General features: G+C 72.8%; 26 protein-coding genes and 2 tRNA genes. 18 read left to right on the forward strand and 10 right to left on the reverse strand.

The genetic code is table 11. From position 1 onward, the window contains the following. Positions 1 to 480 precede the first annotated feature (480 nt). Entirely contained in the window at positions 481 to 858 is a 378-nt protein-coding gene (locus WMF24_RS10610; RefSeq protein WP_437736266.1) for a hypothetical protein, read from the reverse strand. A 78-nt stretch (positions 859 to 936) separates the two neighbouring features. After that, a complete protein-coding gene (locus WMF24_RS10615; RefSeq protein ID WP_437736267.1) occupies positions 937 to 4,716 on the reverse strand; it encodes an Npt1/Npt2 family nucleotide transporter in 3,780 nt (1,259 codons plus the stop codon). Between the two features lie 316 nt (positions 4,717 to 5,032). On the opposite strand from WMF24_RS10615, the gene WMF24_RS10620 reads away from it, so the two are divergent. Together WMF24_RS10620 and WMF24_RS10625 are read left to right on the forward strand one after the other, a co-directional pair. After that, positions 5,033 to 6,145: a hypothetical protein gene (locus tag WMF24_RS10620; protein WP_437736268.1), complete on the forward strand. Its 1,113-nt coding sequence runs from the start codon at positions 5,033 to 5,035 to the stop codon at positions 6,143 to 6,145. Beyond that, positions 6,142 to 6,936, forward strand: coding sequence for an MXAN_2562 family outer membrane beta-barrel protein (locus WMF24_RS10625; RefSeq protein WP_437736269.1), 795 nt, complete (start codon positions 6,142 to 6,144; stop codon positions 6,934 to 6,936). Before WMF24_RS10620 ends, WMF24_RS10625 begins: the two co-directional genes overlap by 4 nt. Positions 6,937 to 7,117: 181 nt before the next feature. Here WMF24_RS10625 and WMF24_RS10630 read toward each other — a convergent pair whose 3' ends face one another. Further along, on the reverse strand, positions 7,118 to 7,708 hold the full coding sequence (locus WMF24_RS10630; RefSeq protein ID WP_437736270.1) for a serine protease: 591 nt from the start codon (positions 7,706 to 7,708) through the stop codon (positions 7,118 to 7,120). Positions 7,709 to 7,901: 193 nt separating this feature from the next. Then, positions 7,902 to 7,975: transfer RNA gene (locus WMF24_RS10635), tRNA-Pro, on the reverse strand. A gap of 154 nt (positions 7,976 to 8,129) precedes the next feature. On the opposite strand from WMF24_RS10635, the gene WMF24_RS10640 reads away from it, so the two are divergent. The 3 genes from WMF24_RS10640 to WMF24_RS10650 all read left to right on the forward strand — a co-directional run bounded on the left by WMF24_RS10640 (position 8,130) and on the right by WMF24_RS10650 (position 10,175). Next, positions 8,130 to 8,537 (forward strand): VOC family protein, encoded by a 408-nt coding sequence (locus WMF24_RS10640; protein WP_437736271.1) that lies wholly within the window; start codon positions 8,130 to 8,132, stop codon positions 8,535 to 8,537. Positions 8,538 to 8,885: 348 nt separating this feature from the next. Then, positions 8,886 to 9,956, forward strand: coding sequence for a hypothetical protein (locus WMF24_RS10645; RefSeq protein WP_437736272.1), 1,071 nt, complete (start codon positions 8,886 to 8,888; stop codon positions 9,954 to 9,956). A gap of 146 nt (positions 9,957 to 10,102) precedes the next feature. After that, positions 10,103 to 10,175, forward strand: a tRNA-Arg gene (locus WMF24_RS10650). 864 nt (positions 10,176 to 11,039) lie between these two features. On the opposite strand, the gene WMF24_RS10655 is transcribed toward WMF24_RS10650, so the two are convergent. Continuing rightward, positions 11,040 to 11,264 (reverse strand): hypothetical protein, encoded by a 225-nt coding sequence (locus WMF24_RS10655; RefSeq protein WP_437736273.1) that lies wholly within the window; start codon positions 11,262 to 11,264, stop codon positions 11,040 to 11,042. A gap of 368 nt (positions 11,265 to 11,632) precedes the next feature. On the opposite strand from WMF24_RS10655, the gene WMF24_RS10660 reads away from it, so the two are divergent. The 4 genes from WMF24_RS10660 (at position 11,633) to WMF24_RS10675 (ending at position 13,232) form a co-directional block, all read left to right on the forward strand. Then, entirely contained in the window at positions 11,633 to 11,893 is a 261-nt protein-coding gene (locus WMF24_RS10660) for a hypothetical protein (protein ID WP_437736274.1), read from the forward strand. Beyond that, entirely contained in the window at positions 11,890 to 12,132 is a 243-nt protein-coding gene (locus tag WMF24_RS10665; RefSeq protein WP_437736275.1) for a hypothetical protein, read from the forward strand. The genes WMF24_RS10660 and WMF24_RS10665 overlap by 4 nt, the downstream gene beginning before the upstream one ends. Before the next feature lie 97 nt (positions 12,133 to 12,229). After that, positions 12,230 to 12,544: a hypothetical protein gene (locus WMF24_RS10670; RefSeq protein ID WP_437736276.1), complete on the forward strand. Its 315-nt coding sequence runs from the start codon at positions 12,230 to 12,232 to the stop codon at positions 12,542 to 12,544. Continuing rightward, on the forward strand, positions 12,534 to 13,232 hold the full coding sequence (locus tag WMF24_RS10675) for a hypothetical protein (protein WP_437736277.1): 699 nt from the start codon (positions 12,534 to 12,536) through the stop codon (positions 13,230 to 13,232). Before WMF24_RS10670 ends, WMF24_RS10675 begins: the two co-directional genes overlap by 11 nt. A 22-nt stretch (positions 13,233 to 13,254) precedes the next feature. Here WMF24_RS10675 and WMF24_RS10680 read toward each other — a convergent pair whose 3' ends face one another. Next, complete coding sequence (locus tag WMF24_RS10680) at positions 13,255 to 13,455, reverse strand: hypothetical protein (protein ID WP_437736278.1); 201 nt, start codon at positions 13,453 to 13,455, stop codon at positions 13,255 to 13,257. Between the two features lie 165 nt (positions 13,456 to 13,620). Here WMF24_RS10680 and WMF24_RS10685 point away from each other — a divergent pair, with 165 nt between their 5' ends. The 4 genes from WMF24_RS10685 (at position 13,621) to WMF24_RS10700 (ending at position 15,126) form a co-directional block, all read left to right on the forward strand. Then, on the forward strand, positions 13,621 to 13,743 hold the full coding sequence (locus WMF24_RS10685; protein ID WP_437736279.1) for a hypothetical protein: 123 nt from the start codon (positions 13,621 to 13,623) through the stop codon (positions 13,741 to 13,743). Between the two features lie 82 nt (positions 13,744 to 13,825). Next, the gene (locus WMF24_RS10690) at positions 13,826 to 14,104 is read left to right on the forward strand and encodes a hypothetical protein (RefSeq protein WP_437736280.1); all 279 of its coding nucleotides are present in this window, start codon (positions 13,826 to 13,828) and stop codon (positions 14,102 to 14,104) included. Next, positions 14,101 to 14,343 carry a hypothetical protein gene (locus WMF24_RS10695; protein ID WP_437736281.1) on the forward strand — a complete coding sequence of 81 codons (243 nt, stop codon included), beginning with the start codon at positions 14,101 to 14,103 and terminating at the stop codon, positions 14,341 to 14,343. The genes WMF24_RS10690 and WMF24_RS10695 overlap by 4 nt, the downstream gene beginning before the upstream one ends. Positions 14,344 to 14,457: 114 nt before the next feature. Continuing rightward, entirely contained in the window at positions 14,458 to 15,126 is a 669-nt protein-coding gene (locus tag WMF24_RS10700) for a hypothetical protein (RefSeq protein WP_437736282.1), read from the forward strand. Between the two features lie 440 nt (positions 15,127 to 15,566). Here the strand turns inward: WMF24_RS10700 and WMF24_RS10705 are convergent, their stop codons facing one another. After that, positions 15,567 to 16,058: a hypothetical protein gene (locus WMF24_RS10705; RefSeq protein WP_437736283.1), complete on the reverse strand. Its 492-nt coding sequence runs from the start codon at positions 16,056 to 16,058 to the stop codon at positions 15,567 to 15,569. Positions 16,059 to 16,274: 216 nt separating this feature from the next. On the opposite strand from WMF24_RS10705, the gene WMF24_RS10710 reads away from it, so the two are divergent. Continuing rightward, positions 16,275 to 16,493 carry a hypothetical protein gene (locus tag WMF24_RS10710; RefSeq protein ID WP_437736284.1) on the forward strand — a complete coding sequence of 73 codons (219 nt, stop codon included), beginning with the start codon at positions 16,275 to 16,277 and terminating at the stop codon, positions 16,491 to 16,493. A gap of 747 nt (positions 16,494 to 17,240) precedes the next feature. Further along, entirely contained in the window at positions 17,241 to 19,019 is a 1,779-nt protein-coding gene (locus tag WMF24_RS10715; protein ID WP_437736285.1) for a right-handed parallel beta-helix repeat-containing protein, read from the forward strand. A 63-nt stretch (positions 19,020 to 19,082) separates the two neighbouring features. Here the strand turns inward: WMF24_RS10715 and WMF24_RS10720 are convergent, their stop codons facing one another. Then, positions 19,083 to 19,982: an alpha/beta fold hydrolase gene (locus WMF24_RS10720; RefSeq protein ID WP_437736286.1), complete on the reverse strand. Its 900-nt coding sequence runs from the start codon at positions 19,980 to 19,982 to the stop codon at positions 19,083 to 19,085. 111 nt (positions 19,983 to 20,093) lie between these two features. Here WMF24_RS10720 and WMF24_RS10725 point away from each other — a divergent pair, with 111 nt between their 5' ends. Together WMF24_RS10725 and WMF24_RS10730 are read left to right on the forward strand one after the other, a co-directional pair. Then, on the forward strand, positions 20,094 to 21,014 hold the full coding sequence (locus WMF24_RS10725; RefSeq protein WP_437736287.1) for a LysR family transcriptional regulator: 921 nt from the start codon (positions 20,094 to 20,096) through the stop codon (positions 21,012 to 21,014). Beyond that, positions 21,011 to 22,213 (forward strand): aminoglycoside phosphotransferase family protein, encoded by a 1,203-nt coding sequence (locus WMF24_RS10730; protein WP_437736288.1) that lies wholly within the window; start codon positions 21,011 to 21,013, stop codon positions 22,211 to 22,213. Before WMF24_RS10725 ends, WMF24_RS10730 begins: the two co-directional genes overlap by 4 nt. Positions 22,214 to 22,222: 9 nt before the next feature. Here WMF24_RS10730 and WMF24_RS10735 read toward each other — a convergent pair whose 3' ends face one another. Then, the gene (locus WMF24_RS10735; RefSeq protein ID WP_437736289.1) at positions 22,223 to 23,113 is read right to left on the reverse strand and encodes a LysR family transcriptional regulator; all 891 of its coding nucleotides are present in this window, start codon (positions 23,111 to 23,113) and stop codon (positions 22,223 to 22,225) included. A 132-nt stretch (positions 23,114 to 23,245) separates the two neighbouring features. On the opposite strand from WMF24_RS10735, the gene WMF24_RS10740 reads away from it, so the two are divergent. After that, positions 23,246 to 24,325 (forward strand): SDR family oxidoreductase, encoded by a 1,080-nt coding sequence (locus WMF24_RS10740; RefSeq protein WP_437736290.1) that lies wholly within the window; start codon positions 23,246 to 23,248, stop codon positions 24,323 to 24,325. On the opposite strand, the gene WMF24_RS10745 is transcribed toward WMF24_RS10740, so the two are convergent. After that, complete coding sequence (locus tag WMF24_RS10745) at positions 24,294 to 25,388, reverse strand: DUF2252 family protein (RefSeq protein WP_437736291.1); 1,095 nt, start codon at positions 25,386 to 25,388, stop codon at positions 24,294 to 24,296. The two genes, WMF24_RS10740 and WMF24_RS10745, sit on opposite strands and share 32 nt — an antisense overlap. Between the last annotated feature and the right edge of the window lie 134 nt (positions 25,389 to 25,522).

Consider the following 25,522-nt stretch of genomic DNA (forward strand, 5'->3'; position numbering starts at 1 on the left):
ATGGGTCCTTCTCGATGTGGATGCCAGGCAGAGGTCGGGCCGGCCCCGGGCAGCATTGCAATCAACGTTCCGGTGCTCGGATCGAGGCGCGGCGCGGCGCGGCGCGCGTGACATTTTGACGGACGGCGCGTGGGGTCCTTCCACGCGATGCGCGGCGTGCTCCGATCGAGATGGCTCGACACGGCGCGCGGCGGGCGAGCTCGAGGGGGGCGGTTGGCGGCGCCGGCCCGAACGCTTCCCCCGCGGTCCTGAAGCTTCGTGCGCGGGTCGGAAGGTCAGCTTTCCCCGGAAATTCGCCCCCGGCGCGCGCCGGACTGCGCCAGGGGCGCGCCGGACGCCGCCAAGTACGCGAAACCTCGTGCTCCGGAGCGCGCGGGAAGCTTCCGGAGCGCGCGCGAAGCTTCCGGACAGCGCGCGAAGGTCTCGGGCGCGCGCGGGAAGCTTCTGGAGCGCCCGGGGAGCCTGATTTTGTAGCCGTGATTACCCGAATGGGCGCCGGCGGCCTCTGCGACCAGCGTTGCCGGCCTGGGCGGCGGGGCCGTCGGCCTGGCCGGCGTGGCTGGTGTGGCCGGCGCGATCGCGGGCTTGCGGGAGAGCGGTTGTCTCGGGAAGAGGCGATGTCGGGCCGACCGTCACGTCGACAAGGCCCTTGAGGCGCTCGCGCCCTGACCTGTCGAAACTGCGAGTCGCGAGGAATGCGACAGCCTGCTTCGTCGCGGCGCGATCCGGATCGGTGCCATTCTCGAGGGCGTCGAGCCGCACCGTGACCAGGGGAAACAAGCTGGCCCCAGGCAAGGTGAAGGACCTCGACGAGGCTAGAACAACGATCACGTTGATCGAGCGAGAATCAACCGCCAAGGCGCCAAGGACGCCAAGAAGAAGACGGTGCTTTGGCGTCTGGGCACCCGCTCTCGGAGATCCACCCGCTGCGCGCCGTCAGTCGAGGTCGCTGTCGTCGAGCGCCGACCTGGGCGCCGCGTCGTCCCCCGCGGGCGGCTCCCGCGAGAGAAGCGGCGCAGGCGGCTTCGGCAGGAGCGACAGCCGCGCGTGCGCGTCGGCCAGCTTGCGATCGGCCTCGCGCAGGCGGCGGTTCAACACCCGGATCACCGCGTCGGCGATCTCGGCCGTCTCCCGCACCGCCTCGTGGAAGTCCTCGGCCGAGACCCGGAGCAGCTCCGCGTCCTCGGTGACCACCGCGGTCGAGGCCCGCGGCTCGCTGTCGAACAGCGACATCTCGCCGAAGACGTCGTGCGGGCCGAGGCGCGCGATCTCGCGGCCGTCGAGGGTCAGGCGCACCTCGCCCGAGATGATCGAGTAGAGCGCGCCGCCGGGCTCCCCCTGGCGGAAGATGACGTCGCCCCGGAGCAGCGAGACGACAAGCGAGCCGCGCGCCAGCGCCACGAGATCGTCGCCGGCGACGCGCGAGAAGAGCGGGACTCGCTGCAGGAACAGGACCTTCTCGATCGTCGTGTACATCTCGTCCTCGGGGTCGATGCCGGTGCCGCCGGTGACCGCCCAGTATCGCGCGTAACGGGCGACCGCGGGATCGGCGTCCGCCCGCAGCTCGGTCAGGCGCTCGCGAGCGCCCGGCGGGCGCGTCACGGCGATCGCGATCGCGGCCGCCTCGCGGACGAGCGGGTCGGGAGCGCGGGTCGCGGCGAGCGCGTCCTCGGCGGCGCCGAGGATCGCGTGCTGCGCGACGGCGTAGAGCGCGAGCGCGGCGCTGTACGGCTCGCCGCGGGCGATCTCGCGGCGGATCCAGGCCACGGCGCCGGACTCCGGCGGCATGGGCCTCGCCGGGAAGGCGACGGAGAGCTCGAGAAGGCGGTCGACGAGGGCGACGAGGCGCTCGCGAAGGGGGCGGTCGAGGAGCGACTCCAGCACCTCGAACGCGTTGGCCCGCAGCGCGGGGTCGGGGCCGAAGACGTGCGTGCGCACGAGCGCGACGACCTCGCGCGGGTAGGCGAGCTCGCACAGCCGGAGCACCCGGATGAGCCCCTTCCGCAGCCGGCGGAGCACGTGCTGGTCGAGCAGCGGGCTGGCGACGCGGGGGCGCACGGCGATGTAGGCCTCGCGCATGCGGACGTGCTCGAGCGTCTCGTCGTCGATGCAGGCGCGGATGACCCGGAGGGGGGCCGGCGGCGCGCGCAGGGCGAGGCGCAGGCGCGAGGCGGACGCGAGCACCTTCTGGCGGAGGGCCTCGTCCGGGTGGGCGATGTGGGCGAGCAGCGCGTCGAGCGCGCCCTGGGTGGAGAGCCGCGCGAGCACCCGCGGGATCGCGAGGCGCGCGGCGCGCGGCGTGCCGTCGTCGTCGAGGCGCGCCGCGAGCTCGGGGATGGCCGCGTCGCCGAGCGCCTCGATGGCCCGCGCCGCGGCCGACGCGAGGGCGCGCTCGGCGAGCGCGTCCGCGAGCTGCGGGACGAGGCGCGGATCGGCGACGCTCGACGCGGCGCGCACGGCCGCGCGGCGCACCGCGGGGTCGGGGTCGCCGAGCAGGCGCGCGAGCGCGCGCTGGAGCGACGCGCGGCCGGCGAGGCCGAGGACGCGGGCGGCGGCGGCGCGATCGCGCGGGGACGGGCTCTCGAGGAGCGCGCGCAGCCGCGGGGCGCCCTCGAGCATGCCGTCGAGGCCGCAGTAGCGCAGGAGCGCGGCGATCGCGGCGAGGCGGAGCTCGTCGTCGTCGCGGCCGCCCCTGTCGCGGGCGTCCTTGCCGCCGGGGGCCAGCGCGCCGTCGTCGCGGCCCCTGTCGCGGGCGTCCTTGCCGCCGGAAGCCGGCGCGTCGTCGTCGCGGCCCCTGTCGCGGGCGTCCTCGCCGCCGGGGGCCGGCGCGCCGTCGTCGCGGCCGTCCCCGTCGGGGGCGTCCTTGCCGCCGGGGGGCAGCTCGGCGGCGGCCCGGGGCGCGCCGCTGTCCCGCGCGAGCGCGACGAGCTCGTCGTGGGCGTCCTCCCGCAGGAGCGCGGCGAGCGTGTCGACGGCGGCGACGCGGACGTTGGCGTTGCGGTCGTGGATCGCGGCGCGCGCGATCTCGGGGCCGTCGTCGTGCACGAGCTCCGCCGCGAGGCGCACCGCGAGCGCGCGCACCCTGGCCGAGCCGTGGCGCGCGAGCGCGGGGACGGCCTCGCGCACGAGCGCGGGGTCGAGCTGCCGGAGCTGGTCGACCGCGAAGAGCACCTGCGTCATGGCGCGGCTGTAGAGCGCCTCCTGGAGGATCGCGCGCGTCTGCGGGCCGTAGACGACGCTGTCCGTGTCGATCTGCCGGCGCATCAACGTCCGGCGCATGGCGTCGAAGTAGCCGCGCCGCACGAGCGGGATGAGGGCGATCGTCGCCGCGCAGAGCGGGAGGGAGTAGAGCCCGAGCCGCGCGGCCTCGTCGACGAGCGCCGGGCCCGCCGCCGCGGCGGGCGCGAGGGCGAGCAGGATCAGCGCGCCGAGGCCGTAGCCGAGCGGCTTGGCGATCGCGGAGACGAGCGTCCTCACCCGCTCCCGGAGCGCCGGCGGGAACGGGTAGAAGAGGAGCTGCATCGTCGCGTCGTAGATCGTGAACTGGAGCGCGTTGTCGCTCAGCTTGAGGATGGTGGCGAAGGCGAGGGTCGGGCTCGCGAGCAGCGCGGCGGTGCTCGCGGTGAACGCGGCCGGCATGGCGAGCAGCCCGCCGAGCACGCCGTGGCGCCGCAGGACGAAGGGCGTGACGCCGAGCTGCACGACGAGGCCGATCACGCCGACGGCGCCGTAGAGGAACCCCATGAAGCGGGCGAGATCGTCGCGGTCGGGGTAGGCGGTGAGGGCGAGCGCCTTGAACTGGTAGTCGCCGACCGTGAGGACGCCGAAGAGGAGGAAGGTCAGGAGCGCGACCGTGAGGGCGTAGCGCGAGCGCCACACTTCCATGCGCGGGAGGCGGGCCTCGATGATCTGCTCGGCGCCGGACGTCGGTCGCTCCAGGGGGTGCCGGCGCGCGAGCGCCGTCGTGAGCGACGCCATGGCGAGGAGCGCGGCGATCAGCACGAAGAGCAGGTTCTCGGTGCCGATCCACGTGACGATGCCGCCGGTCGCGAAGCCACAGGCGACGGTGCCGACGACGCGCCCGCTGCCGATCAGGCCGAAGAGGCGCTTGGCGCTGCGCGGGTCGTGCAGGTCCTGGGCGACGGCCCAGACGAGGACGGCGGTGAAGTTCGCGATGATCTCGGACCAGATGTAGAAGACGAGGTAGGCGGCGCGCACCTCCTGGCCGATGAGGACGCGCAGCAGCGCGAAGGTGATCGCGCCGAAGAGGGCGAAGGCGACGCACAGGCGGGCGCGCGGCAGGCGGCGCGCGATGCGGTCGTAGGCGAGCGCGGCGAGCGCGGAGGCGACGCCGTACACGATCCACATCGGCGCGATCCAGGTGACGGGGAACCTGGTCAGGAAGAGCGCGTCGCGCGCCGAGCGGCCGACGACGAGGATGAGGGCGGCGAGGAAGAGGAGGCAGAAGAGCAGCGCCGTCCGGTGCAGCTCGACGCGGGTGAGGGGGACGCCGAGGACGGCGGTGTCGTCGCCGGGGGGCGCGACGCTCGGCTGGACGCGGCTGGGCCGGCTCGAGGGCGGGCGCACCGAGGGCGCCGGCCCGGGCGCGGGCGCGCTGTCCTTGCGGGCGTCGAGCTGTCCGGGGCGCCCCGCCTCAACGGCGGAGGGGCGCTCCTTCGCGCTCGGCCCCACGGGAGCGGCGTCGGTTGGATCCACCTGCCTCAAGCTAGCCGAGCCCTCTCTCCTGGCGCGTGATGAAGGCCACGCGGCGCGTCTGGCGGGCGTGGCGCCGCCGCTCCGTGCGTCGGTCCGCTCGCCCCTAGCGCTCCGCGGCGCCGGTGACAACTTGTCAGGAACGGAGACCGACGATGGCCAGCTCGTCATGGCGCGTCGCTTCGAGGTGGCCACCACGGACCTCCGGCGCGGCCTCCGACGCGGACATCGCGCCGTTTTCCGTGCTGTTTGAAGGGCTGTGCGAGCCATTTGCGGCGTGGTACGAGCTGTGCTGAAAGGACGCGGAATGAACGCGCGCATGGACAGGACAAGGTTTCTCGTGCGGCTCCGGCCGCGAGGGCGGCGGCTCCTCCCGCGGCTGTGCGCGGCGGCCCTCGCGGCGGCGGCGCTCGCTGGGGGCGCCGACGAGGCCTGGGCGACGGTGACGATCAGCAGGGACGTGGAGCGCACGAAGCTCCAGCGCCAGGACGCGGAGTTCCCGCTGTGGATCAGCCGTCAGGACTGCCTCGACGACAACGATCTGGCGTTCACGCTGACGCTGCAGGACTTCTCGACGAACGACACGCTCGCCGTGTGGGTGAGCGAGTCGCTGGACTGCACCCTGTACTCGAACCGCGACACCGGCACGCGGTGCCGGCAGGTGCTCAGCGTGTCGAACCTGGATGAGACGATGCCCATCACGCTGTCCGTGAAGGAGATCGCGGCTGCGCTCGGCGCCGAGGAGTGCAACAGCACGAGGACCAGCACGGGCGCCGTCCCGGTGACCATCTACTTCATGCGGCTCCAGTCGCTGGACGCGGACGCGACGGACGTCGCGAAGTGGGACCAGACGAGGATGGATCTCCAGGGCCCGCTCCCTCCGGGCGACATCGAGGCGCGCTCCGGGGATGGGCGGCTCCTCGTCGACTTCACGCCGAACGACGACGAGGACGTGCAAGGCTATTACTTCTTCTGTGAGGAGGGCGGGCAGTCCTCTGCTGGCGCGGGCGGCGAGGGCACGGCGGGGGGAGCAGGCGACTCGGGGTGTCAAGCGTCGCGCCTGGTTCCGGGGGAGATCCCGAACCTCGATGACCAGTGTGGCAAGGTGGGAAGGGCCGGCAGTGGCTCGGCCGAGGACCTCACGAACGGCAGGTCGTATGTGGTCGGGGTGGCGGCCTATGATGGCGTCGGGAACGCCGGGCCGCTCTCGGCGCTCGCCTGCGGGACGCCGACCGAGGTCGAGGGGTTCTTCGAGAAGTACCGGGAGGCCGGCGGGAAGGCCGGAGGGGGATTTTGCAGCATCGAGGGGCCGGTCGGGGCGGGCCGGTGGGTCTCCTGGCCGCTCGGCGCCCTGGCGGCCGGCGCGGCGCTCGGGTTGTTGCGAAGGAGCCGCAGGCGCGGCGCGCGTTCCGTCACGCAGGAGAGCGAATGAACGGTCATCTTCGTCATCCGGCCGCGGCGTGCCTCGCCGGCGGCGCGGTGTTCCTCGTCGCCTCCGTGGCCGGCGCGCAGTCGAGCCGCTCGACGAGCGACTGGCGGCAGTCCGATCGCTCGCGGATCCAGCGGGAAGAGCGTTATGCGTCGCCGCAGAGCTTCGCGTTCGAGCTGCGCTTCGGCCCGTACTCTCCGGAGGTCGACGAGGAGCTCTCGGGCGCGGGTGCTTACGAGAGCACGTTCGGGGACGACCAGCGGTTCTATTTCGGGTTGGGGTTCGACTGGCTGCCGCTCCGGATTCCGTACGTCGGCGTCGTCGGTCCCGGGATCGGCGTGGGATATACGTCGGCGTCGGCGTCGGCGTTCGAGGTGGGCGGCGACGAGAGGGCGGCGGCGGAGGAGACGTCGCTCACCATCATGCCGATGCACCTGTCGGCCGTCGTCCGTGCCGATGAGCTGATGCGGAGGACGGGCATTCCGATCGTTCCCTACGGGAAGATCGGTCTCGGCATGGGGCTATGGTACTCCGTGTCGGGCCCCCGGCTGGCGAAGCCCGATGGCGTTCGCGCGGAGGGCGTCACCTGGGGCACGCACCTCGCGCTCGGCGGGATGCTGGCGCTGAACTGGCTGGATCGGCGCGCGTCGTCGCAGCTCGACAACTCTGTCGGCATCAACCACACGTACCTGTTCGGCGAGTGGATGTACGCGAACCTGGACGGGTTCGGCTCGCGCCCGCAGATGCACGTCGGGACGTCGACGTGGGTCGTGGGGCTGGCGCTCGACATGTGAGGCGGCGCGCGGCGCCGGCGCGGTGGGGGGCGGCGCCGGCGTGGTTGGGGGGCGGCGCCGGCGTGGTTGGGGGGCGGCGCCGGCGTGGTTGGGGGGCGGCGCCGGCGTGGTTGGGGGGGGCGGCGATGCGGGGAAGGCCGGGCGGTGCGCGCTGGACGCGGCGCGCCCGGCCGGCTTCGCTTCACATCGCGTCGCTCTCGAGCGGCGAGCGGCCGTCGTCCTCTTCGATCACGGTGGTGCCCCGCGGCCTGGCCGTGGCCGGGCGGCGCGGAGGGCCGTCGCTGTCGAAGGCCTTGACGGTCTCCTGGGAGGGCGGCCCGAAGATGGGCACGACGAGCTCGCGCGCGGTGCCCTCGCGCTCGTAGGCGATCTTGAGCTCGTTCGCGCTGGCCACGGCGCGGTAGGCGGCGAACAGCTCGTCGGGGCGCTCGAGCGGCGTGTCGTTCACGCGGGTGACGACGTCGCCGGGCTTGAGCTCGATGTCGCTCCAGTCCGCGGGCAGCGCGAGGATCTTCCAGCCGATGAAGGCGCCGGCCCGGATGACCTCCTCGACCGGCACGCGCCGGAGGATCCACGGCGGGCCCTGGAGCAGCACCCGGTCCACGTCGGCGCGCGCGAGCTGCCCAGCGGGCGCCGCCGGCCTGGCCGGGGCCGCGCTCGCCGCGGGCGGCGCAGGTGCCGGCGCCGGGCTGGCCGCCTGCTGCCCGCCGCACCCCGCGAGGAGGGCCAGCGAGAGACTCGCGCCGAGCATGAGCTTTCCGTGCATCGACATCGGCAGGACTATGCGCGGCCGACCCGAGGGGGCCAAGTAAGCTGCGCGCGATGCGCGGGGGCCGCGATGCGGCGCGCGCGGCAGGGCCGGTCAGCGGAGCGGCCAGGGCCGGTCAGCGGAGCGGCCAGGGCCGGTCAGCGGCGGGCCGGTAGGCCCGTCAGGCTCGAGGGGTGACGGGCTTCGCCGGAAAGGGTCGGGGAGGCGGGATTTGAACCCGCGACAACGAGCACCCAAAGCTCGTGCACTACCGGACTGTGCGACTCCCCGGAGTGTGACGTCCGCGAGCGGGACCATAGACGAGGTACCCTGCCGGGGCAAGACAGGTCGCGGCGGCAGCCGGGACCCCCGAGCCCGGCGAGGCGCAGGCGAGCGGCTTTTCAGGTGCGTCCCCGCGAGAAAGGCGCTGAGATGAGCGCGCTGTATGCGCGAGACGCCGCCGTCGCTGTCGGTCCATCACCTGGCCGTTGTCGTGCGCGATCTGGACCTGGCCGAGGCCTTCTATGCGGGCGTCCTCGGGCTGCCCGTGATGCGGCGCTGGACGGATGAGACCGGAGCGCCTCGGTCGGTGTGGCTCGAGCTCGGGGGCGGCGCGTTTCTGGCCGTGGAACGAGCAGGCGCCGACGGGCCGACGCGCGCGGACGGGGCGCCAGGCTGGCACTGCGTGGCGCTCGGGATCGCGCCGTCCGAGCGGGACGCGTGGCGCCGCCGGCTGGCCGCGTCGGGCGTGGCCATCGAGCGGGAGAGCGCCTACTCGATGTACGCGCGCGATCCCGAGGGCAACCTGGTGGCGCTGAGCCACTACCCGCACCCGCAGGCGGAGGCGGGCTGAGGTGGGGGAGCCCGCGTGCCGATGGGGCCGGGCCGCAGGGAGAAGGTGGCGCGGGCAGGGGGCTGGGCGCGGGCAGGGGGCTGGGCGCGGGGGCTGGGCGCGGGCAGGAGGCTGGGCGCGGGCAGGGGGCTGGGCGCGGGCAGGAGGCTGGGCGCGGGCAGGGGGCCGGCGTGGGCGCGCGCAAAGCGGGCGGCGTGGCCTCCGTGTGCAGTGCGCGTGCAGCGCCGCGGTGAGAAGATGGAGGATCGGACGGCGAGCCAGCGCGCTGGAAGCTGCCCGAGGGCAAGCGCGTCGAAGGGGAACGATCGAGCCGGAGGTTTCATGATGCCGCGTTCAGCGTCCGATTCCATGTCGCCTGATGCTCCTGTGTCGCTCGTGCTCCCGTTCGGGGCCATCGGGCTCGTGGGCGGCTGGCTCACGGCGGACAGCCTCGACCTCGGGCCGCCGTACCACACGCCCCGCTTCCTGCTCGCGGGCGTGACGCCCGTCATTGCGGCGCTGCTGGGCGGCTACCTGACGAAGCGGTTCGGAGGCGTCGGGAGCGGGGGAGCGTCGACGTCGAGCGCCGGCCCGGCCGGCAGCGCCGTGCCGGCGCTCGGCGCGGGGTGGCCGGCAAGCGGCGCCGGGCCGCTGCTCGGCGCGGGGTGGGTGGAGGGGCCGGGGCGGTGGACCCGACGGGGGCCGCTCGCAGCGAGCCTGCTCGCCGTGTGGGCCATCGGCGTGGCCGGCGTCGTGAACGGCATGACCATCGGGCTCATGCTGGGGCCGGCCGGGATGATCATCGGCGCGGCGTTCGGCGCCCTGTGCTCGCTGCCGTTCATCCCGGCGCTCGCGGTCGTGCTGCTCGCCGCGAACCGCGTCGGGAGGGCACGCGCAGGCTCGATCGTGGCGCGGGCCGACCGGCGCGCCGTGTGGACCGCGACGGCGGCGGTGATCGCGGTGGCCACGCTCGTCGCGCGGGCGCGCTACGGGACGCCCGTGGCGCCCGAGCTCGGGCGCGCCGTGGCAGCGATGGGGCTCGCGACGGTGGGGGTGCTGTTCGTGGCCGACGCGGTGGCGATGGCACGGGTGCTGGCGCTGCCGCGGGGGCCGAGGGCGACGGGTGCGGGGGGAGAGCGGGACGAGCGGGGGGACGGGGGCGAGGTCGAGATCGAGGTCGAGGTGGAAGGAGTGGGGGAGCCGGGCGCAAAGCGGAGCGGCCCGGGCACGGGGATGGGGGAGAGGATCGACCTCGGCCTGGGGGACGAGGTGCAGGTCGAGGTCGTGCGGCCGACCCACGCCTACCGGGGGACGCGGCAGATCGCCCGGATCGTGCGGGGCAACCGCGAGCGCGCCGTGGTCGCGCTGCGGGCAGGGCTGGCGCGGGGCGGGATCGCGCTGGCGATCGGGGCGGCGCTCTGGGGGGCGCCGTGGGCGTGAGCGGGGCGCGCGGAGGCTGCCGGAGGCCGGCCGGGGAGGGCGGACCGGCGGAGGAGCGGCCTCGACGAGAGATGGCCGCGGGATCTGGCTTGATGCGTGGAGCGAGGTGTGCCAGGGTCCGGCGCCCGTAGCGGCTGAACGCCCCTGCCCCCGTAGCTCAGTGGATAGAGCAGCGGTTTCCTAAACCGAAGGTCGCAAGTTCAATTCTTGCCGGGGGTGCTCGAAATCCTGAGGGATTTTGGCTACGCACCAGATGGGGGGCAGCCGCAGGCGGATGGCGCCGCGGCCTCGATCGCCGGGGGCGGGTCGCGGACCGCAGCGTGCGGCGCCGACGTGACGAGGCGGCGGTCAGCGGCGGCTGCGGGGGTGCGTGACCGCCGGAAGGACCGCGAACCGGTGCGCCGGCCGGCCGCGAGCGATGATGCGCGCGAGGGCTGGAGCGCCGTGCGTGCACACCTGGCGGAACCGGTGGCGCGGCTCGGGGAGGAGACTGGACGCGCCAGGGTGGGTGCTGTTGTGATGCTGGAATAATTTGATTTGGCGGTTCTTGGAAGGCTCCAGGTTGAATTTCAATTCAGCCGGCGGGTCTCGAGAGGCTCCAGGTTGAATTTCAATTCAGCCGGCGGGTCTCGAGAGGCTCCAGGTTGAATTTCAATTCAGACCGGAGGCTCTCGGGAGGCTCCAGGTTGAATTTCAATTCAGACCGGAGGCTCTCGGGAGGCTCCAGGTTGAATTTCAATTCAGACCGGAGGCTCTCGGGAGGCTCCAGGTTGAATTTCAATTCAAGCGGGCAGCGCGCGACCTCCTCCTCCGATCCAGCGCGCTACCCATCAGGCGACCAGCTCTTCCTCCAGCACCTGCGCCGTCTGCTCGACCACGGCGAGCACCTGATAGCCGCGCGCTTGCAACTCGCGCGAGAGCGCCTCCGCGCGTCGTCGTCGGTGACCACCAGGGCGAGGTCAACATCCCTTGTGAACCGTGGTTCCGCCCGCACCGACACCGCAAGTCTCCCCACGAGCACGAGTCGCCTGTCGAGCGCCTCCAGGTCAGCGATCACGCGGCCGAGGGCGTTCTGAAGCTCGCTCACGGGGCGCGTCGCGGCCAGGGGACAGGCCGCCCCTCTGCATCGACAAACTCGGCACCGGGGCGCTCCCGCAGCCAGTCGGCAAGACGCATGTCGATGTCCTCCTCGCTCGCCTCGGGCAGCCGGCGCCGGAGATTCTGCCGCACCAGTGCCACACCTGCGTCGTGCAGCTCGCAGGCCAAGCGTAGGTTCTCCGCCAATCGCGTCGTGTCTGCGGCAGCCACCGGTCAAACCTACCGCGTCCCCGGGGCGCAGGCGAGCGGGCGACGTACGCCGTGCTGGACGCTGCGTCTCCAGGGCCAAGGCGCAGAGCCCGTGGAGGGCTGAGATCCTCCGCTCGGTCCCGCCGCGCGACCGCGCCGTGATGCTGCGGCTCGGCTCGGACCTGGATGACCCGAGGCCGCGGAGCTCTTCGTCGAGGGTGTCCGCGCCGCCGACGCGTCGATCACCGAGCAGGCACGCTGGTCGATCACCGGGCAGGCACGCTGGAAGAGGGAGCGGCTCGGCTGAGGCCGAGCATTCCGGCTCGCTGCGCGCATTTTTCATGCCCGGCGCCGTCGATCCTGCGCGGGGCCCGTAGTAGCCTCCCGGCATGAGCCCTCGACGAGACAGCGCAGCCCCTGCCCGGCAGCCCAGGATCCCCGAGAACGATCCGGTCTGGCAGGCCGTGCTGCGCGCGCCGACGCGCTACGACGAGGAGATCAGCGACGAGGAGCGTGCCGCGATGGCGGCCGACGCGAATGCTCCGGGGATCCCGCACGAAGAGGTCATCGCGGAGCTCCGGAAGAGGGCAGAGGCCGAAGGCGCCGGCGCCGAGTTCGATGAGCTGATGCGGGCGCGCCATCGTCGATGAGCTGGCAGATCGAGTGGATGCCGCAGGGCATCGTCTCGCTTCAGCGCATCCCATGGCAGGACGGTGAGCGCATCGACGCAGCCGTCCAGCGCTTCGCAGCGACCGCAGAAGGAGACGCCTACCGGCTTCCCGGAGACGACACCACGACCGTGCGGCTCGCCGTCGGCTCCTACCGCGTCCGCGCCTCGTTCGACCCGTGGGAGGGCACGATGCGGATCGGGTGGGTGTACCGGGTGTAGGTCGTGAGCGAGCGCCCGACGCCGGCGGGCGCTCCCACTGCCGCCGAGCTCATGCTAGCGAGAGCTGGGGCCAGGTTGCGCCCGGGAATGGAGGCACGTGAGCGTCACCTACAACAGCGAAGGCGACACCTACGAGCTACGCGGCGTGAAGTTTCGCGTCGAAGCGGAGAAACACAGCGACAGGACCCACCTGCGCATCGTTCGAGCCTCCGACGGCGTCGAGATGAGCGCCGTCGACGCGTTCCTGCTCAAAGGCGGTCCGGCCGAAGTCGACTACCCGGACATCGGGCCAGAGATCCCCATGCATCCGCTGGACGCGACGGCCATCCACGAGGCGTGGAGGGGGCGTCATGGCGAAGTCCCCATCCGGCACGCCGAGCGCGGACAGGGAGGTGAGCAAGATGGGCGTTGACGATGCGGTGACCCTGCTCCGCGAGCTCATGCGGCTCGCCGACGGCCACGAAGAGGCGGTCCGAGAGGTGCAGAGGGCGGCCGTCGAGGCGATGGCTCGCGTTGGCGATTGGCGGGAGGACTACTGGAACCGGCAGCGCCTCGGGTGCCGTCCGATCGACGACCCGACACACGCAGCGCTCATGCGGCTGCAGACGGAGATCGGGCTCGCGGCCGACATTCCCGGCGAGAAGCCGCTGGACGAGCACCCCAAGGAGGGCGCGCGTGCCGCGTTCGAACTCGAGCTGCAGCGGGGAAGCCGGAAGGCCGCAGCCCTCATCGCGCGGCGACTGAGGGCCTCGTTGCCCGTCGTTGCGCCCGGCGTGGCGGAACAGGCACGGGACTTCCTCGGGAAGCCTGAGATAGTGGCCGCGCTGATGCCGTCCGGCCACGTCGCGATCACCGTACCCGACGTGCGTTGCGCGAAGGTGCCGCAGGGGTTCGATCCCCAGATCGGGCAGGCCTACGTGCTCCGCGACGGAGGCAACACCGTCACGCTGTCGGTCGATCCGCCCCGTGATCCGTGGAAGACCGCGGTCACGCAGCTCTCGCGCTGCCGCATCGGCGATCTCGTGTTCGCGCCGATGGACGTAGGGAAGGACATGGACGGAACCACCTGGCCGGTGTGGGAGGTCGTCGACGTCCCATAGCGGGACCGACCCGGCCGCCGCGTCAGCGACGTTTCGCCTGCCGCTCCCGCTCGGCCATCAGCCAGAGCTGGACCTCCCTCGCTGGGTCGAGCTCCGCGCGCTCTCCCTGCCAGCGAAGATGGCACACGGAGCACTCCAGCTCGTCGCCGCCACCGCCGCGGGTCGGCATGCCGGTCGGGAGCTTGCAGACGTCGCACGTCGGCCAGGGAGGCATCTTGTTCATGGCGGGATCTTGGTGGCCCTGGACGCGCTGGACGGCGACGTCGCGGGCAAGAGGGACCCGTGGACGTGAGCCGATCCCGCTCGGCATGGTAGGCACACGCACCCGTGCCGCGGCCGCTCTGCCGCCGAGATCCTCCGTTCGGTCCTGCCGCGCGACCGCGCCGTGATGCTCCGGCTCCGTCTGGACCTGGGCGATCCCGAGGCCGCGGAGCTCTTCGCCGAGGGCGTCCGCACCGCCGACGAGGCGATCGCCGAGCGGGCGCGCTGGGAGCTGGAGCGGCTCGGCTGAGGACGAGCATTGCGGCTCGCCGTGCGCATTTTCCATGCCCCGCGCCGTCGATCCTGCGCGGGGCCCGTAGTAGCCTTCCGGCATGAGCCCCCGACGAGACAGCGCCGCCCCCGCCATGGCCCCCGACCTCGGCGACGAGGAGGATCCGGTCCTCCGCGCGTTCCGGCTGGCGCCCGTGGTCTACAACGAGCAGATCTCGGACGAGGAGCGCGAGGCGGTCGCGGCCGGAGCGGCGGGGCCCTTCACCCCGCACGAGGAGGTGATGGCCGAGATCCGGCGTCGGGCGGAAGCCGAGGGCGCCTTGGCGGAGTACGCGGAGATCATGCGGGCCCGCGGGCGCACGCCCTCCCGTCCTCGATGACGTGGACCGTCGACTGGACCCCGCCCGGACGCGTCGCGCTGAATCGTCTTCACTGGCCTGACGCCTCCAGGATCTCCGAGGCGGTCCAGCGCTTCGCGGCGACGGGCGAAGGCGACTTCTACCGGCTGCCGGAGGATGACGCCGTGACGCTGCGTCTGCGCGTCGAATCTTATCGCGTGCGGCTGACGCGTGACGTCCGGGAGCGCGTGCTGAGAATCTGGTGGGTGTACCGGGTGTAGCCTCCGTGCGCCGGCGTGACGGCGCGAGCGCCGAAACGGCAGTCGGTCGCCTCTCGGCGCTGATAGCCTGGTTGCATGGGGGACGACAATACGACGCGTTGCAAGCGCTGCGACATGCGGGCGCCGGAGGGGCAGACCTACTGCGACGCGTGCCAGCGGGTGCGGCGCGCCCAAGCGACCGCCGACGACTCGGGCTGGGGCGGCCTCACGTTCATCCAGAAGACTGGCGTCATACTCCTGCTGTCCGCGCTGTTCGCGTTTCTCGTCTCGAGGGGGTTCGACGACACGCCGTCGCGCAGTAGCTCGCCTCCGAACCCGGACGCCGACGTATTCGTCAGGACCGTGCGCGCGAACCAGGAGCTCCGCGAACGGCAGGAACGAGAGCAGCAGGAGCGCGAGCGGAAGCAGGAGAAGGCGCGCCTCGCGGCTATCGAAGCGGCCAGGCCACCGACGGAGCGCGCCGCCCTCGCGACAGAGGCCCTCACGAGCGACGGCGGTGACGGGAAGAAGTCCTACTGCCGCGCCCGGGAGTTGCTTGACCCGATCGAGCCCAAGGACAGAGGAGCAGCGGGCGTCGGCAAGGCGCTGTTGCTCATGAAGTCGAAGGAGGCTCTCGTGCTGCAGGCCGAGCGCGCCGCCTTCGAGAAGACGCGCGGGCTGATGTGCCGGGACGGCACAATGAGCCCCACCTGCCGCTGCCACGGGCCGCACCGCGGATGCTGCTCCCACCACCGCGGTGTTGCTGGCTGTGAGCCGCTGCCGACGGAGGTCTCCTGCCCGTAGCGGGCGCGCGCAACACTCGGCCTGCCCACGCCAGCGTCGCGCTTCCCATCGCCCCCATCGGGCGCGTACCCTCCAGGCTCCGAGCTAGGTTTCGCACCTGTTGCTTGTCATCAGGGGCAACGTCCCGCCCGCTTGCGACACATTGTAGGCGCCCATGCACCCGGGCAAGCTGCGCGGTTCACCAGATGTTAGCGTGAGCCGCTCGTCGCAAACTGGACTCTACGTGTTGGCAGCCACGCCGAGCCGCAGATTTCTGACGGGAGTGCCCTTGATCTCGGTCTTGCACCGCGAGCAGGTGGTCTCTATCTGCGGGTTGTTGCCGCTGGACACCTGACCGGGGAACTGCTTCCCGCATTCGGGGCAGTTGAACGGCATGATGTTCCCGTCGGTGCGCGGCACACCGGGCCGCCCCGATGGCGATGGGGCGGCGGTCTCCGTGCTCAGCCCTCGCGCGCCACGTGGATCGCCTCCGCCAGCTGCTCTGGCGTGACCTCCCGGTCTTGCAGCAGCGCCGCCGCCCAGGCCGCGACCTCGGCCGGCGTCCGGAAGATGTTCGGCGGGGGCCCCTGCGTCCCGCGGGCCTGGAGCCGCATCATGAGGGCGCGGACCGAGGCGGCGATGAACCCCTCGGCCTCGATGAGCGTGGCGATGCCCTTCAAGTACCCCCCGGGAGCGCTCGCCGCCCGCTGCATCGCCGCCCGGGTCGCCTCGTCGGGCGGCCCGGTGCTCTGGCGGGGGACCACGACAAGGAACGCTGCCCCTCCCGGCTGGCGCTCCGCCCACTGCCGGAAGAGCGCCCGGGAACGCTCGACGCCGGCGACGGTGGCCTGCCCGCTCCAGACGAGAAGCATGATCCGCCGCCAGGTGGCCACCACGTACGCGTCCGTCCGCTCCAGCAGCTCGACCTGCATCGCCGAGGAGGAGGGCACCATGGCACCCGATTGTCCACCCCGTAGGGGGGCCACCGCAAGGCCCCCCGGCCGTTCAGGTCAGCAGCCCGGCGTCGCAGCCGCCGTGACGTAGCTCCCTCCCAGCAACTCCTCCCAAGGTCCTCCCAGAACCACGGCGAGAAGAGGGCCTTTGGCGGTGCCCCGCGAGGGCCGAAGGATCTGTCGCTCCTCGCGTTCTCCGCGGACTGTCACCACGAGGTGAAGCCCGTCGAGGCCGGGTACCGGATCACCCTCACCTACCATCTCCTCTACGGCGGGGCAGCGATGAGACCCGCGCCGCTCCGCCGCGGCGCGGTCGAACGCCTCTGCGCGAGCGTCGACGCGTACTTCTCGACGCCGGTCCAGAGCCTTTACTCGACGTCTGCGCCGCAGCGGCCGGACCGCTTGACCTATCTCCTCGACCACGAGTACACGTGAAAGAGCCTGAGATGGGATCGCCTGAAGAACGCGGATCGGCTGCGCGCCAACGGAGCGCGTTCTCGGAGAGCGCCTGGGCACCGCCCCCTCCTCAACCGTCGGCGGGCGTTCGAGCCTCTCGGGCGCGCCACCTTGGTTGTGGTCGCTCCGGGATTTGACAGGCTGCGAGCGCAGGCCGTGGAACGGCTTGCACGGAGATCCTCCGCCGTTCGATGTGGACCGGCGACGGTTCGACCACCGCGCACCGCCACGCCCACGGCGATGCCACGACGGTTCCGCCGCGTACACGCGCCGGTCCGGTGAACCGACAGGACCGACAGCAGCGGCCCACTCGACCAGGCTCTCCGGCGTGATATTGTTGGCGCTGTCACATTTCCGCTGTCGCCGAGGCGCCCGATGCGCATGGCCAACGCCGCTGCCCGCGTGCGGGAGACCCACTCGTCCGCCGTCCTGCACGTCGGCCGCTTGAACAAGGTGCCGTCCCGGCCACGGCCGCCCGGGGGTGATCGCCGACATCTCCACGCCGTCTCCGGCGACGCCCTGCCGCGCCGTGCGCCGAGCGATGCGTCGCGCCCACCCCCCGAACATCCCTCACGCCGGACGCGCGCCGTGGCGATCTCGCCGCGGCTCGCGGGGACCGCCGGCGAGATCCTCTCCCGTTGATCCAGCCATGCTTCGCTCGACTTCGCCACGCGCTCACTCCGTTGGTCAGTGAAACACACGGCCCTCGCAAAGAAGGAGCAAAGTATGCTGTCGACACAGCGGCTTGGAATAGCCTGGATCGGAGCCTTGCTCGCGCTCGCCGCCACCCCGGCCTGGGCGGCCTTGCCGTTTGTCGGGGGCGCCGGTTCCCGCTCTGCGTGGGGCTATCACCCGCCCGCAGGGGAGAGCGCCCGCTATCCGGATGTCTGCAGCCTGGACGCGCCTTACGACGAGCCGCCGTTCATCGCGGATGCGAACACCGGCATGAGCTGTCCCGACCCTGCGACAGAGTCGCCGCGGTGCACGGGCCCCTTCTGTCCTGCCAACGGCGTGTGCGAGGGGACCGTCGCGCTGCACGAGGACCTCAACGCCTGCCAGGGCGGGGACTGCTGCGTGCCAGGGTCCGTCAGCATGGGCAGCGTGGTCAACGTCGTGCCCTACCTGGAACGGCCGGCGGAATGGCCGTTCTCCGCCGACCCGGCCGTCGACCACAGCACCAACGTCGACGACAGCCCGGGCATCGCGAGGGCGATCGAGTGCGCTGCGTCGCTGTCGTACTACAGGCGCACCGTGGCCTTCCCCGCCGGGCGATACGTGCTGCGCACCCCGCTGAGACCCGAGCACGACGCGCTGACCCTGGAGGGGCCGGAGCTATCTCCGGACACCCGACCGGGCGATCCCGAGACAGCGACGCTGGTGGCGATCCCCTGCAACCCGGAGCAGCTCCCCGGGGCGATCCAGGTCCACAAGGCCGCATGGGGCGGGCAGCAGCCCGACCAGGTCTGGGGGCTCTGGATCCGCAATCTGCAGATCCAGCTCACGGAGGGGCCACGAAAGAAGGCCAACAGCGGCATCCAGCTCAACAACTGCGCGGATTGCGAGGTGGAGAACGTCATCATGCGGTACGCGCCGCTCTCGCCTCAACTGCCCTCCTGCAAGCCGGCCAACCTGGATGGGATCGGCTTCGCTGTCGGCTCCGGGGGCGTGATCCGGAACGTGATCGTGGACGGCACACCGAAGGGCGGCATTTACCTGGCATCGGTGCCCGGATACCACGACACGCCCCCGATCCTCGTGGAGAACTGCGAGATCAAGAACATCGACGGGCCGGTCGGGGCCATCGCGATCAAGATCATCACCGCCAACGTGACCGTGCGGAACTGCGAGGTCCACCATAGCATCATCCACCCGGGGGATGGCTCCACGGCGACGCAGGGCGGGCACGGCCTGCGGGTCGCCACCCAGGCCCGCGTCGCCCCCGGCATGCCGAGCGCCGTGCCCGCGAACGTGCTGGTCCAGGACAGCTACTTTCACCACAACGCCGGCACCGGCGTCGCCGTGGCGAGCGTCGTCGAGAACGAGCGACCGACCGGGATCCGGATCGAGCGGGTCAGGACTGCCTACAACGGGAGCTACGGCGTGAACGTCCAGGCGGGCGCCGGCGTGCAGCTGAGGGACCTATGGTCCTGGGGCAACGGATTCTACGGCATCTACATCAGCTCCGGGACGTCCCTGCCCGCGAGCTCGATCCGGGTGGGCAGCGTGATCCTGGAGAGGCCGCTCGTCTTCAACAACAGCCTGCGCGCCACGTCGGGCTCCCATCCTGGCATCAAGATCGACGCCAGCAACGTCACGATCTATGGCGGCGAGGTGGCGCGCTGCGACGCCTCGCGCGGGAGGCAGTCGAGCGCGATCCAGCAGCAATGCTGGTTGTCGGGCCCGACAGGCGGACAGGTCCTCTTCCGCCCGGAGAACAACGTCATCTGGGGCGCGGGCGTGCGCGGCACGAGCGCGCCGGAGATGCTGGCGTGCCCCCATGAATGAGCCGCACCGGGCGGTTGTACGCCGCGGCGGAACCGACCCCGGGCGGCCCCGACTCGTCGCGGATCAGCCGAGCAGCGCACGGCGGACCGCGTCAGCGAGCTGGCGCGGCGCCGTCAGGTGCGCGACGTGGCCCTGGCCGGGCAGCAGGTGCAGGCGGGCGTCGGGGAGCGCCCCGAGGAGCGCGCGCGTCGCGCGGCCGAGCGGGCGCTCCGGCGTCTCGCCGCCCAGGAGGAGCGCGGCGCGCGCCGCCACGTCGCTGTAGCGCGCGGCGCCGGGCGGCAGCGCCGCGAGCGAGCGCAGCTCGCGGTGCCAGGTCGGCGTCATCGCGACCTGCTCCGCCCAGCGCGGGTCGGCGCGCAGCGCGGGCAGCAGCTCCGGCGGGGTGCCCACGATCTCGACCACGCTGTAGGCGAGCGCCGCGTCCGGCCCCTGCTCCCGCAGGATCGCCTCGTACGCGGCGAGCCGGGGCCCGTCGACGGCGTCGAGGGGCGGCTCGTAGAGCGCCATGGCGCGGAGCGGCGCCCTGAGCGCGGCCTCCAGCGCGAGGATCCCGCCGTACGAGTGCCCGAGCACCGCGGCGTCCGGGCCCGCGTGCTCGCGCACCACGAGCAGGTCGTCGATCTCGTGATCGAGCGTGTGGACCGGGCCATCGCCGCTCCGCCCGCGGCCGCGCCGCTCGTAGAGGATGCACGTGAAGTGGGCCCCGAGCGCGTCCTGCGCGGCGAGCCAGTCGTCGGCGAGGGTGAGCGCGCCGTGCGCGATCACGAGCGGCGGGCCGTCGCCCACGCGCCGGACGGCGAGCGGGGTGCCGTCGCGCCCGTGGATCGTCGTCCAGTCGCCGTCGGGTCGAGGATCCGCAGGCGCCGTCGAGGCGCACGCGGCCGCCGCGCCGGCGGCGATGGAGGCCATTTGCAGAAGCGCGCGGCGGCGGGACGGGGAGGTCGTGGGGCGCGTCGTGATCATGGGTGCAATCGCTCCTTCCGGCGGCTCGCTCGCCGCCCGCGCCCGATCGTGTGAACGCGCCTGTTGCCCAACAACCCGCGCTCGTGGCAACTCATTCGTGACGTGGGCGTCATGAATGAACCTGTGCTGGTGGAGAACATGGGCGCCGTGGCGGCGTTCGTGCGGACCGTCGAGGCGGGGGGCTTCACGGCGGCGAGCCGGCAGCTCGGCGTGTCGCCCTCGGCGGTGAGCAAGAGCGTCGCCCGCCTGGAGGCCGCGCTCGGCGCGCAGCTCCTGCAGCGCACGACGCGCCGGGTGGCGCTCACCGCGGCCGGCGCGAGGTTCCACGAGCGCTGCGTGCGCGCGCTGGGCGAGCTGTCCGAGGCCGAGCGGGAGCTGGCCGAGTCCGCGCGCGCGGTGCACGGGGAGGTGCGCGTGTCGGTGCCGCAGGTCGTGGCGCTGCGGCTGCTCTTGCCGGCGCTGCCGGAGTTCCGGCGCCGCTACCCCGAGGTGCGCCTGCGGATGGACCTCGACGATCGGCTCGTGGATCTCCTCGTCGACGGGTACGACGCGGCCGTGCGGATGGGGCGGCTGCGCGACTCGCGGCTCCGCGCGCGCAGGCTCGGGCCGAACCGCTTCGTGCTCTGCGCGGCGCCCGAGTACCTCCGCCGCCGCGGGGCGCCCCGCGCGCCGGAGGACCTCGCCGCGCACGAGTGCATCCGGTTCCGCTTCCCGAGCACGGGCCGGATCGAGCCGTGGGCGCTCCGCGCGGCGGGCGCGGCGGAGCGCGCGCGCGTGCCCGAGACGTGGAGCTTCAACAACACCGAGGCGGTGCTCGCCGCCGCGTGCGCCGGGCTCGGCGTGGCGCAGCTCCCGTCGTTCGTGGCGGAGCCGGCGCTCGCCGCGGGCGCGCTCCGGCACGTGCTCGGCGAGTTCATGGTGGAGCGCGGCGCGCTCTGGATGCTCTGGCCGCCGGTGGATCGCCCTCGACCGGCCGTGCGCGCCCTCGTGGACTTCATCGCCGACGCGGTCCGGCGCGGGACGTCGCCGTGACGGCGCCGCCGCGGCTCGCTCGGCTCGTCCTCGTCACCTCGGCGGGCGAGGTCCTCGGCGCGCTACCGCCCTGTCCCGTCGCGACCCCGTGGTGGCAGGACGTCGGGCCGATCGTCCAGGCCGCGCGTGAGCTCCACGGCGTCCACGTGACCATCCTCCGGATGCTCGCCGCCGAGCGCCCGCACCCGCACGGCGGGACCGTCACCTACCTCGCCGAGGCCGACGCGCCGCCGCCCGGCGTCGTGCCCTGGCCCGGGGCGCTCGACGAGCACCCGCTCCGGCAGCCGTGGGCTCGGCCTGGCGGGCCGGGCGACGACCTCGCCTGGGTCGACTCGGTCCTGCGCGATCGCGGCCAGGAGCGGACCGCGCCCGCGGAGCAGATCCGGTCGTGGAACCTGTCGAGCCTGTGGCGGATCCCGGCGCGCGGTCAGACGCTCTGGCTGAAGCACGTCCCGCCGTTCTTCGGGCACGAGGGGGCCTTGATCGCGCGGCTCGCGGGCGGGCCCGTTCCGGCGCTCGTCGGCCACGACGGCCGGCGGATCCTCATGCCGGAGATCCCGGGCGAAGACCTCTATGAAGCCGGGGTGCCGATCCTGGAACGGCTGGTGTCGCTGCTCGTCGGGCTGCAGCACGACATGAGCCGGCGCGTCGACGACCTCGTGGCGCTGGGGCTGCCGGACTGGCGCGCGCCGGTCCTGAGCGCCCTCATCGCGGACGTGCTGGATCGGACGCCCGGGCTTTCCGACGTGGATCGGGCGACGCTCGCCGGATTCGTCGATCGCCTGCCCGAGCGCTTCCGTCGCATCGCCGACGCCGGGTTGCCCGACACGCTCGTTCACGGCGACTTCCACCCTGGCAACGCCCGCGGCGACGCGGCGACGGCCGTGCTGCTGGACTGGGGCGACAGCGGCGTCGGGCACCCGCTGCTCGATCAACCGGCGTTCCTCGCCGCCATCCCACCCGGCGCCGCCGGCCCTGTCCGGCGCGCCTGGAGCCGCGCGTGGCACGCCGCGATCCCGGGCTGCGACCCCGAGCGCGCCGCCGAGCTGCTCGCGCCCGTCGCCGCGGCCCGCCAGGCGATCATCTACCGCAAGTTCCTCGACAGCATCGAGCCTTCGGAGCACCCCTACCACGCGAGGGATCCCGCGCTCTGGCTCGCGCAGGCAGCCGATCTCGCGCGCTCGCGACCCTCCGGGTGACGGCGCGTCTCACCGCCCGCGAAAGCTCTCGACGAGGTGGTCCACGAGGGCGCGGACCCGGCGCGGGAGATGGCGGCCGCTCGGGTAAACGACCGAGAGATCCGCCGCGCGGACGAACCGGTTCAGGACGGACTCGAGCCGTCCGGCCTCGAGGTCGCGATCGACATCCCAGAACGACTTCTGCGCGACGCCGAGGCCTGCGAGCGCCCACGCGCGCACCAGCTCGCCGTCGTTCGAGCTGCGCCTGCCGCTGACGCGGATCGCCTGGGGGCCGTCGCCGTCCGCCGCGAAGGTCCATACCGCCTCGTTGCGGCCCTCCGGGGTCCAGAGCAGGCAGTCGTGGTCCGCGAGATCCGCCGGCGTGCTCGGTCGCGGGTGCCGGGCCCAGTAGCCGGGCGCCGCGCAGACGACCCGGTGCCCGGTGGCGAGCCTGCGCGCCGTCAAGCTGCTCCCCTGGAGCTCTCCCACCCGCAGGGCCACGTCGAAGCCGCCGCGCACGAGGTCGACGACCTCGTCCGAGAGGTGGACGTACACACGGATGCGCGGGTGCGCCTCCGTGAAGGCGTCGAGGACGGGGCGCAGGCGGCCGCGCCCGAGATCGGACGGCGCCGTGATGCGCAGGCTGCCGCGCAGCGCCGCTTGCCCGCGGCGGATGCACGCCTCGCTGCGCTCGATCTCCTCGAGGATCCGGCGGCAGTCGACGAGGTAGCGCTCGCCCTCCTCGGTGAGCCGGAGCCGCCGCGTGCTGCGGATCGCGAGCTGGACCCCGAGCCGCTCCTCGAGCGACGAGAGCCGCGCGCTGATGGTCGACGGCACCGTCGCGAGGGAGCGCGCGGCCGCGCTGAGGCTGCCGCGGTCGACGATCTCCAGGAACGTCTGCATCTCGAGGAGCGCGCTCACCTTTCGATTCTATCGAAAGGTGCTTCGCGGCTCGAGCCCGTACCCGACCCGGCGCCCGCGCCGCACCATCCCCCTGCGCTCGGAGCACGCACGGAGCGAGAGCGCGCCCGGAAATCGAGGCAGGAGGAAACCATGAGCACTCGGAACAAGGTCGCCCTGGTCGTCGGAGCGCAAGGGATCATCGGACGTCACCTGATCGAGCACCTCGAGGCGCTCGGCGACTGGGACGTGATCGGCCTGTCGCGGCGCGGCGGGGCGTCCGCCGGCCGCGTCCGGCACGTCGTCGTCGACCTGCTCGATCGGGAGGACTGCCGGAAGAAGCTCGGCAGCCTGACCGGGATAACGCACGTCTTCTACGCCGCGTACCAGGATCGACCGACCTGGGCCGAGCTCGTGCCGCCCAACCTCGCCATGCTCGTCAACGTGGTCGATGCGGTCGAGCCGGTCGCCCCCGGCCTGCAGCACGTCAGCTTGATGCAGGGCTACAAGGTCTACGGCGCGCACCTCGGCCCGTTCAAGACGCCGGCCCGCGAGACCGACCCGCCCCACATGCCGCCCGAGTTCAACGTGGACCAGCAGGCGTTCCTCGAGGAGCGGCAGAAGGGCAAGGCCTGGTCCTGGTCGGCCATCCGGCCATCGGTCGTGTGCGGGTTCGCGCTCGGCATCCCGATGAACCTGGCCATGGTGATCGCGGTCTATGCGGCGATGTCGAAGGAGCTCGGGTTGCCGTTGCGCTTTCCGGGCAAGCCGGCCGCGTACGACAGGCTGATCGAGATGACCGACGCGCGCCTCCTGGCGAGGGCCACGGTCTGGGCGGCGACCAGCGAGGCGTGCCGGAACCAGGCGTTCAACATCAACAACGGCGACACGTTCCGCTGGAGCGAGATGTGGCCGAAGATCGCCCGCATGTTCGACCTGGAGGTCGCGCCCCCGCTGCCGATGCCGCTCGCGGACGTCATGGCCGACAAGGAGCCGCTCTGGAACGCCATGATCGAGAAATACAATCTGGCGCGGCACCCCTACAGGGACGTGTCGTCGTGGCGCTTCGGCGACGCGGTGTTCTCGTGGGACTACGACGTGATCGCCGACGGCTCGAAGGCGCGCCGCCTCGGCTTGCACGAGCACGTCGAGACAGAGGCGATGTTCGGGGGGATCTTCGAGGATCTGCGCCGGCGGAGGATCATCCCCGCCTCGCCCGCTCGTACGCCTTGAGCCACCGCTTCGCCATCACCTGCAGGCTCTCTCTCAACCAGTCGTCGAGCGCGCGGAGGTCGAGCCCGGCGAACGCCTCCGCGTGCTGGCGCGCGAGGATGCTCACCTGCGCCTCGAGCGCCGCGCGGAGATCGCCCTTCTTGAGCTTGCCGAGATCCAGCGACGCCCGCCCCAGGCGATCCCGGAGCAGGTAGACGCTCCGGCCCACCTGGACCTCCCCATAGAACGGCACCTCGAGGCCGCGCCATATCGACGCCTTCGCCCGCTCGAGCCTGTCCTCGTCCTCGTGCAAGAAGTTGTTCCAGCTCGTCGCCGCGTGCGTCGTCTCCTTGAGCTCCAGGAGGCGCAGCCGCCCGCCCTCGCCCCGCTCGCGCGCGAGGATCAGGTACCGCTCGAGACCCCCGGAGCCCCCCTCATCGCGGTCCCGGTGGGCGAGCTCGATCACCTCGACGCCCGCCAGCCCGCCGACCCGCCCGAGCGCCTCGACGAGCCTCTCCCCCAGGCCCGCCTCGGCGCGCGACAGCTTCAGCGCCGGATCGTCGAGCCGGAACGCCTCGCCCTCGAGCCACTTCGCGAGCTGCCGCGCGTCCCGGGCCGCGACGTCGGGGTACAGCGCCTCGGGGAGCTCGCGCAGGGGCTCCTTGCCCTGGAGCATGTCCTCGTACAGCTCCAAGAGCTCGCCGAGCGCCTCCCCATCGTCGAGCAGGAGCCGGAGCACGGTGAAATACCGGAGCGCGTCCAGCGCGGCGAGCCCGGGGCCCGCGTCGTCGAGATCGTTGAACACGTAGCGCGGACCCGCCGTGAACGTGATGAGCCCGAAGTTGTCCGGGTGCGCGTCGCCGAAGCACAGGCAGCGGCCGCCAGGCACCTTGCTCCGCGGGACGTCGAGCAGATCCACGTGCCACGCCTGCGGGAAGCTCCGCATGAACCGCACCGGCGAGCGCGACGCGGACCTCCACTTCGCCTCGAACTCGGTCGGCTCGACGTGCGGGTTCACCGCCCGGAAGAACGCCCGCGTGAGCTGCTTGACGGGCGGCAGGTCGCTCTCTCGAATGGGGCGCATGGCGTCTCCTCCGGCCGGGCGGGGGACGCGCTCGACGGCGTGACGCCGTGTCACCCCGCGAGCGCGCCGCCGCCCGCGCGCGGCTCTCGTAGCACGCGCGCGGGCGGGCCGTGAGGAGGGGAGCGCGGCAGGGG

The organism is Sorangium sp. So ce1335, assembly GCF_051521615.1.
In the GTDB taxonomy this organism is placed as follows: domain Bacteria; phylum Myxococcota_A; class Polyangia; order Polyangiales; family Polyangiaceae; genus Sorangium.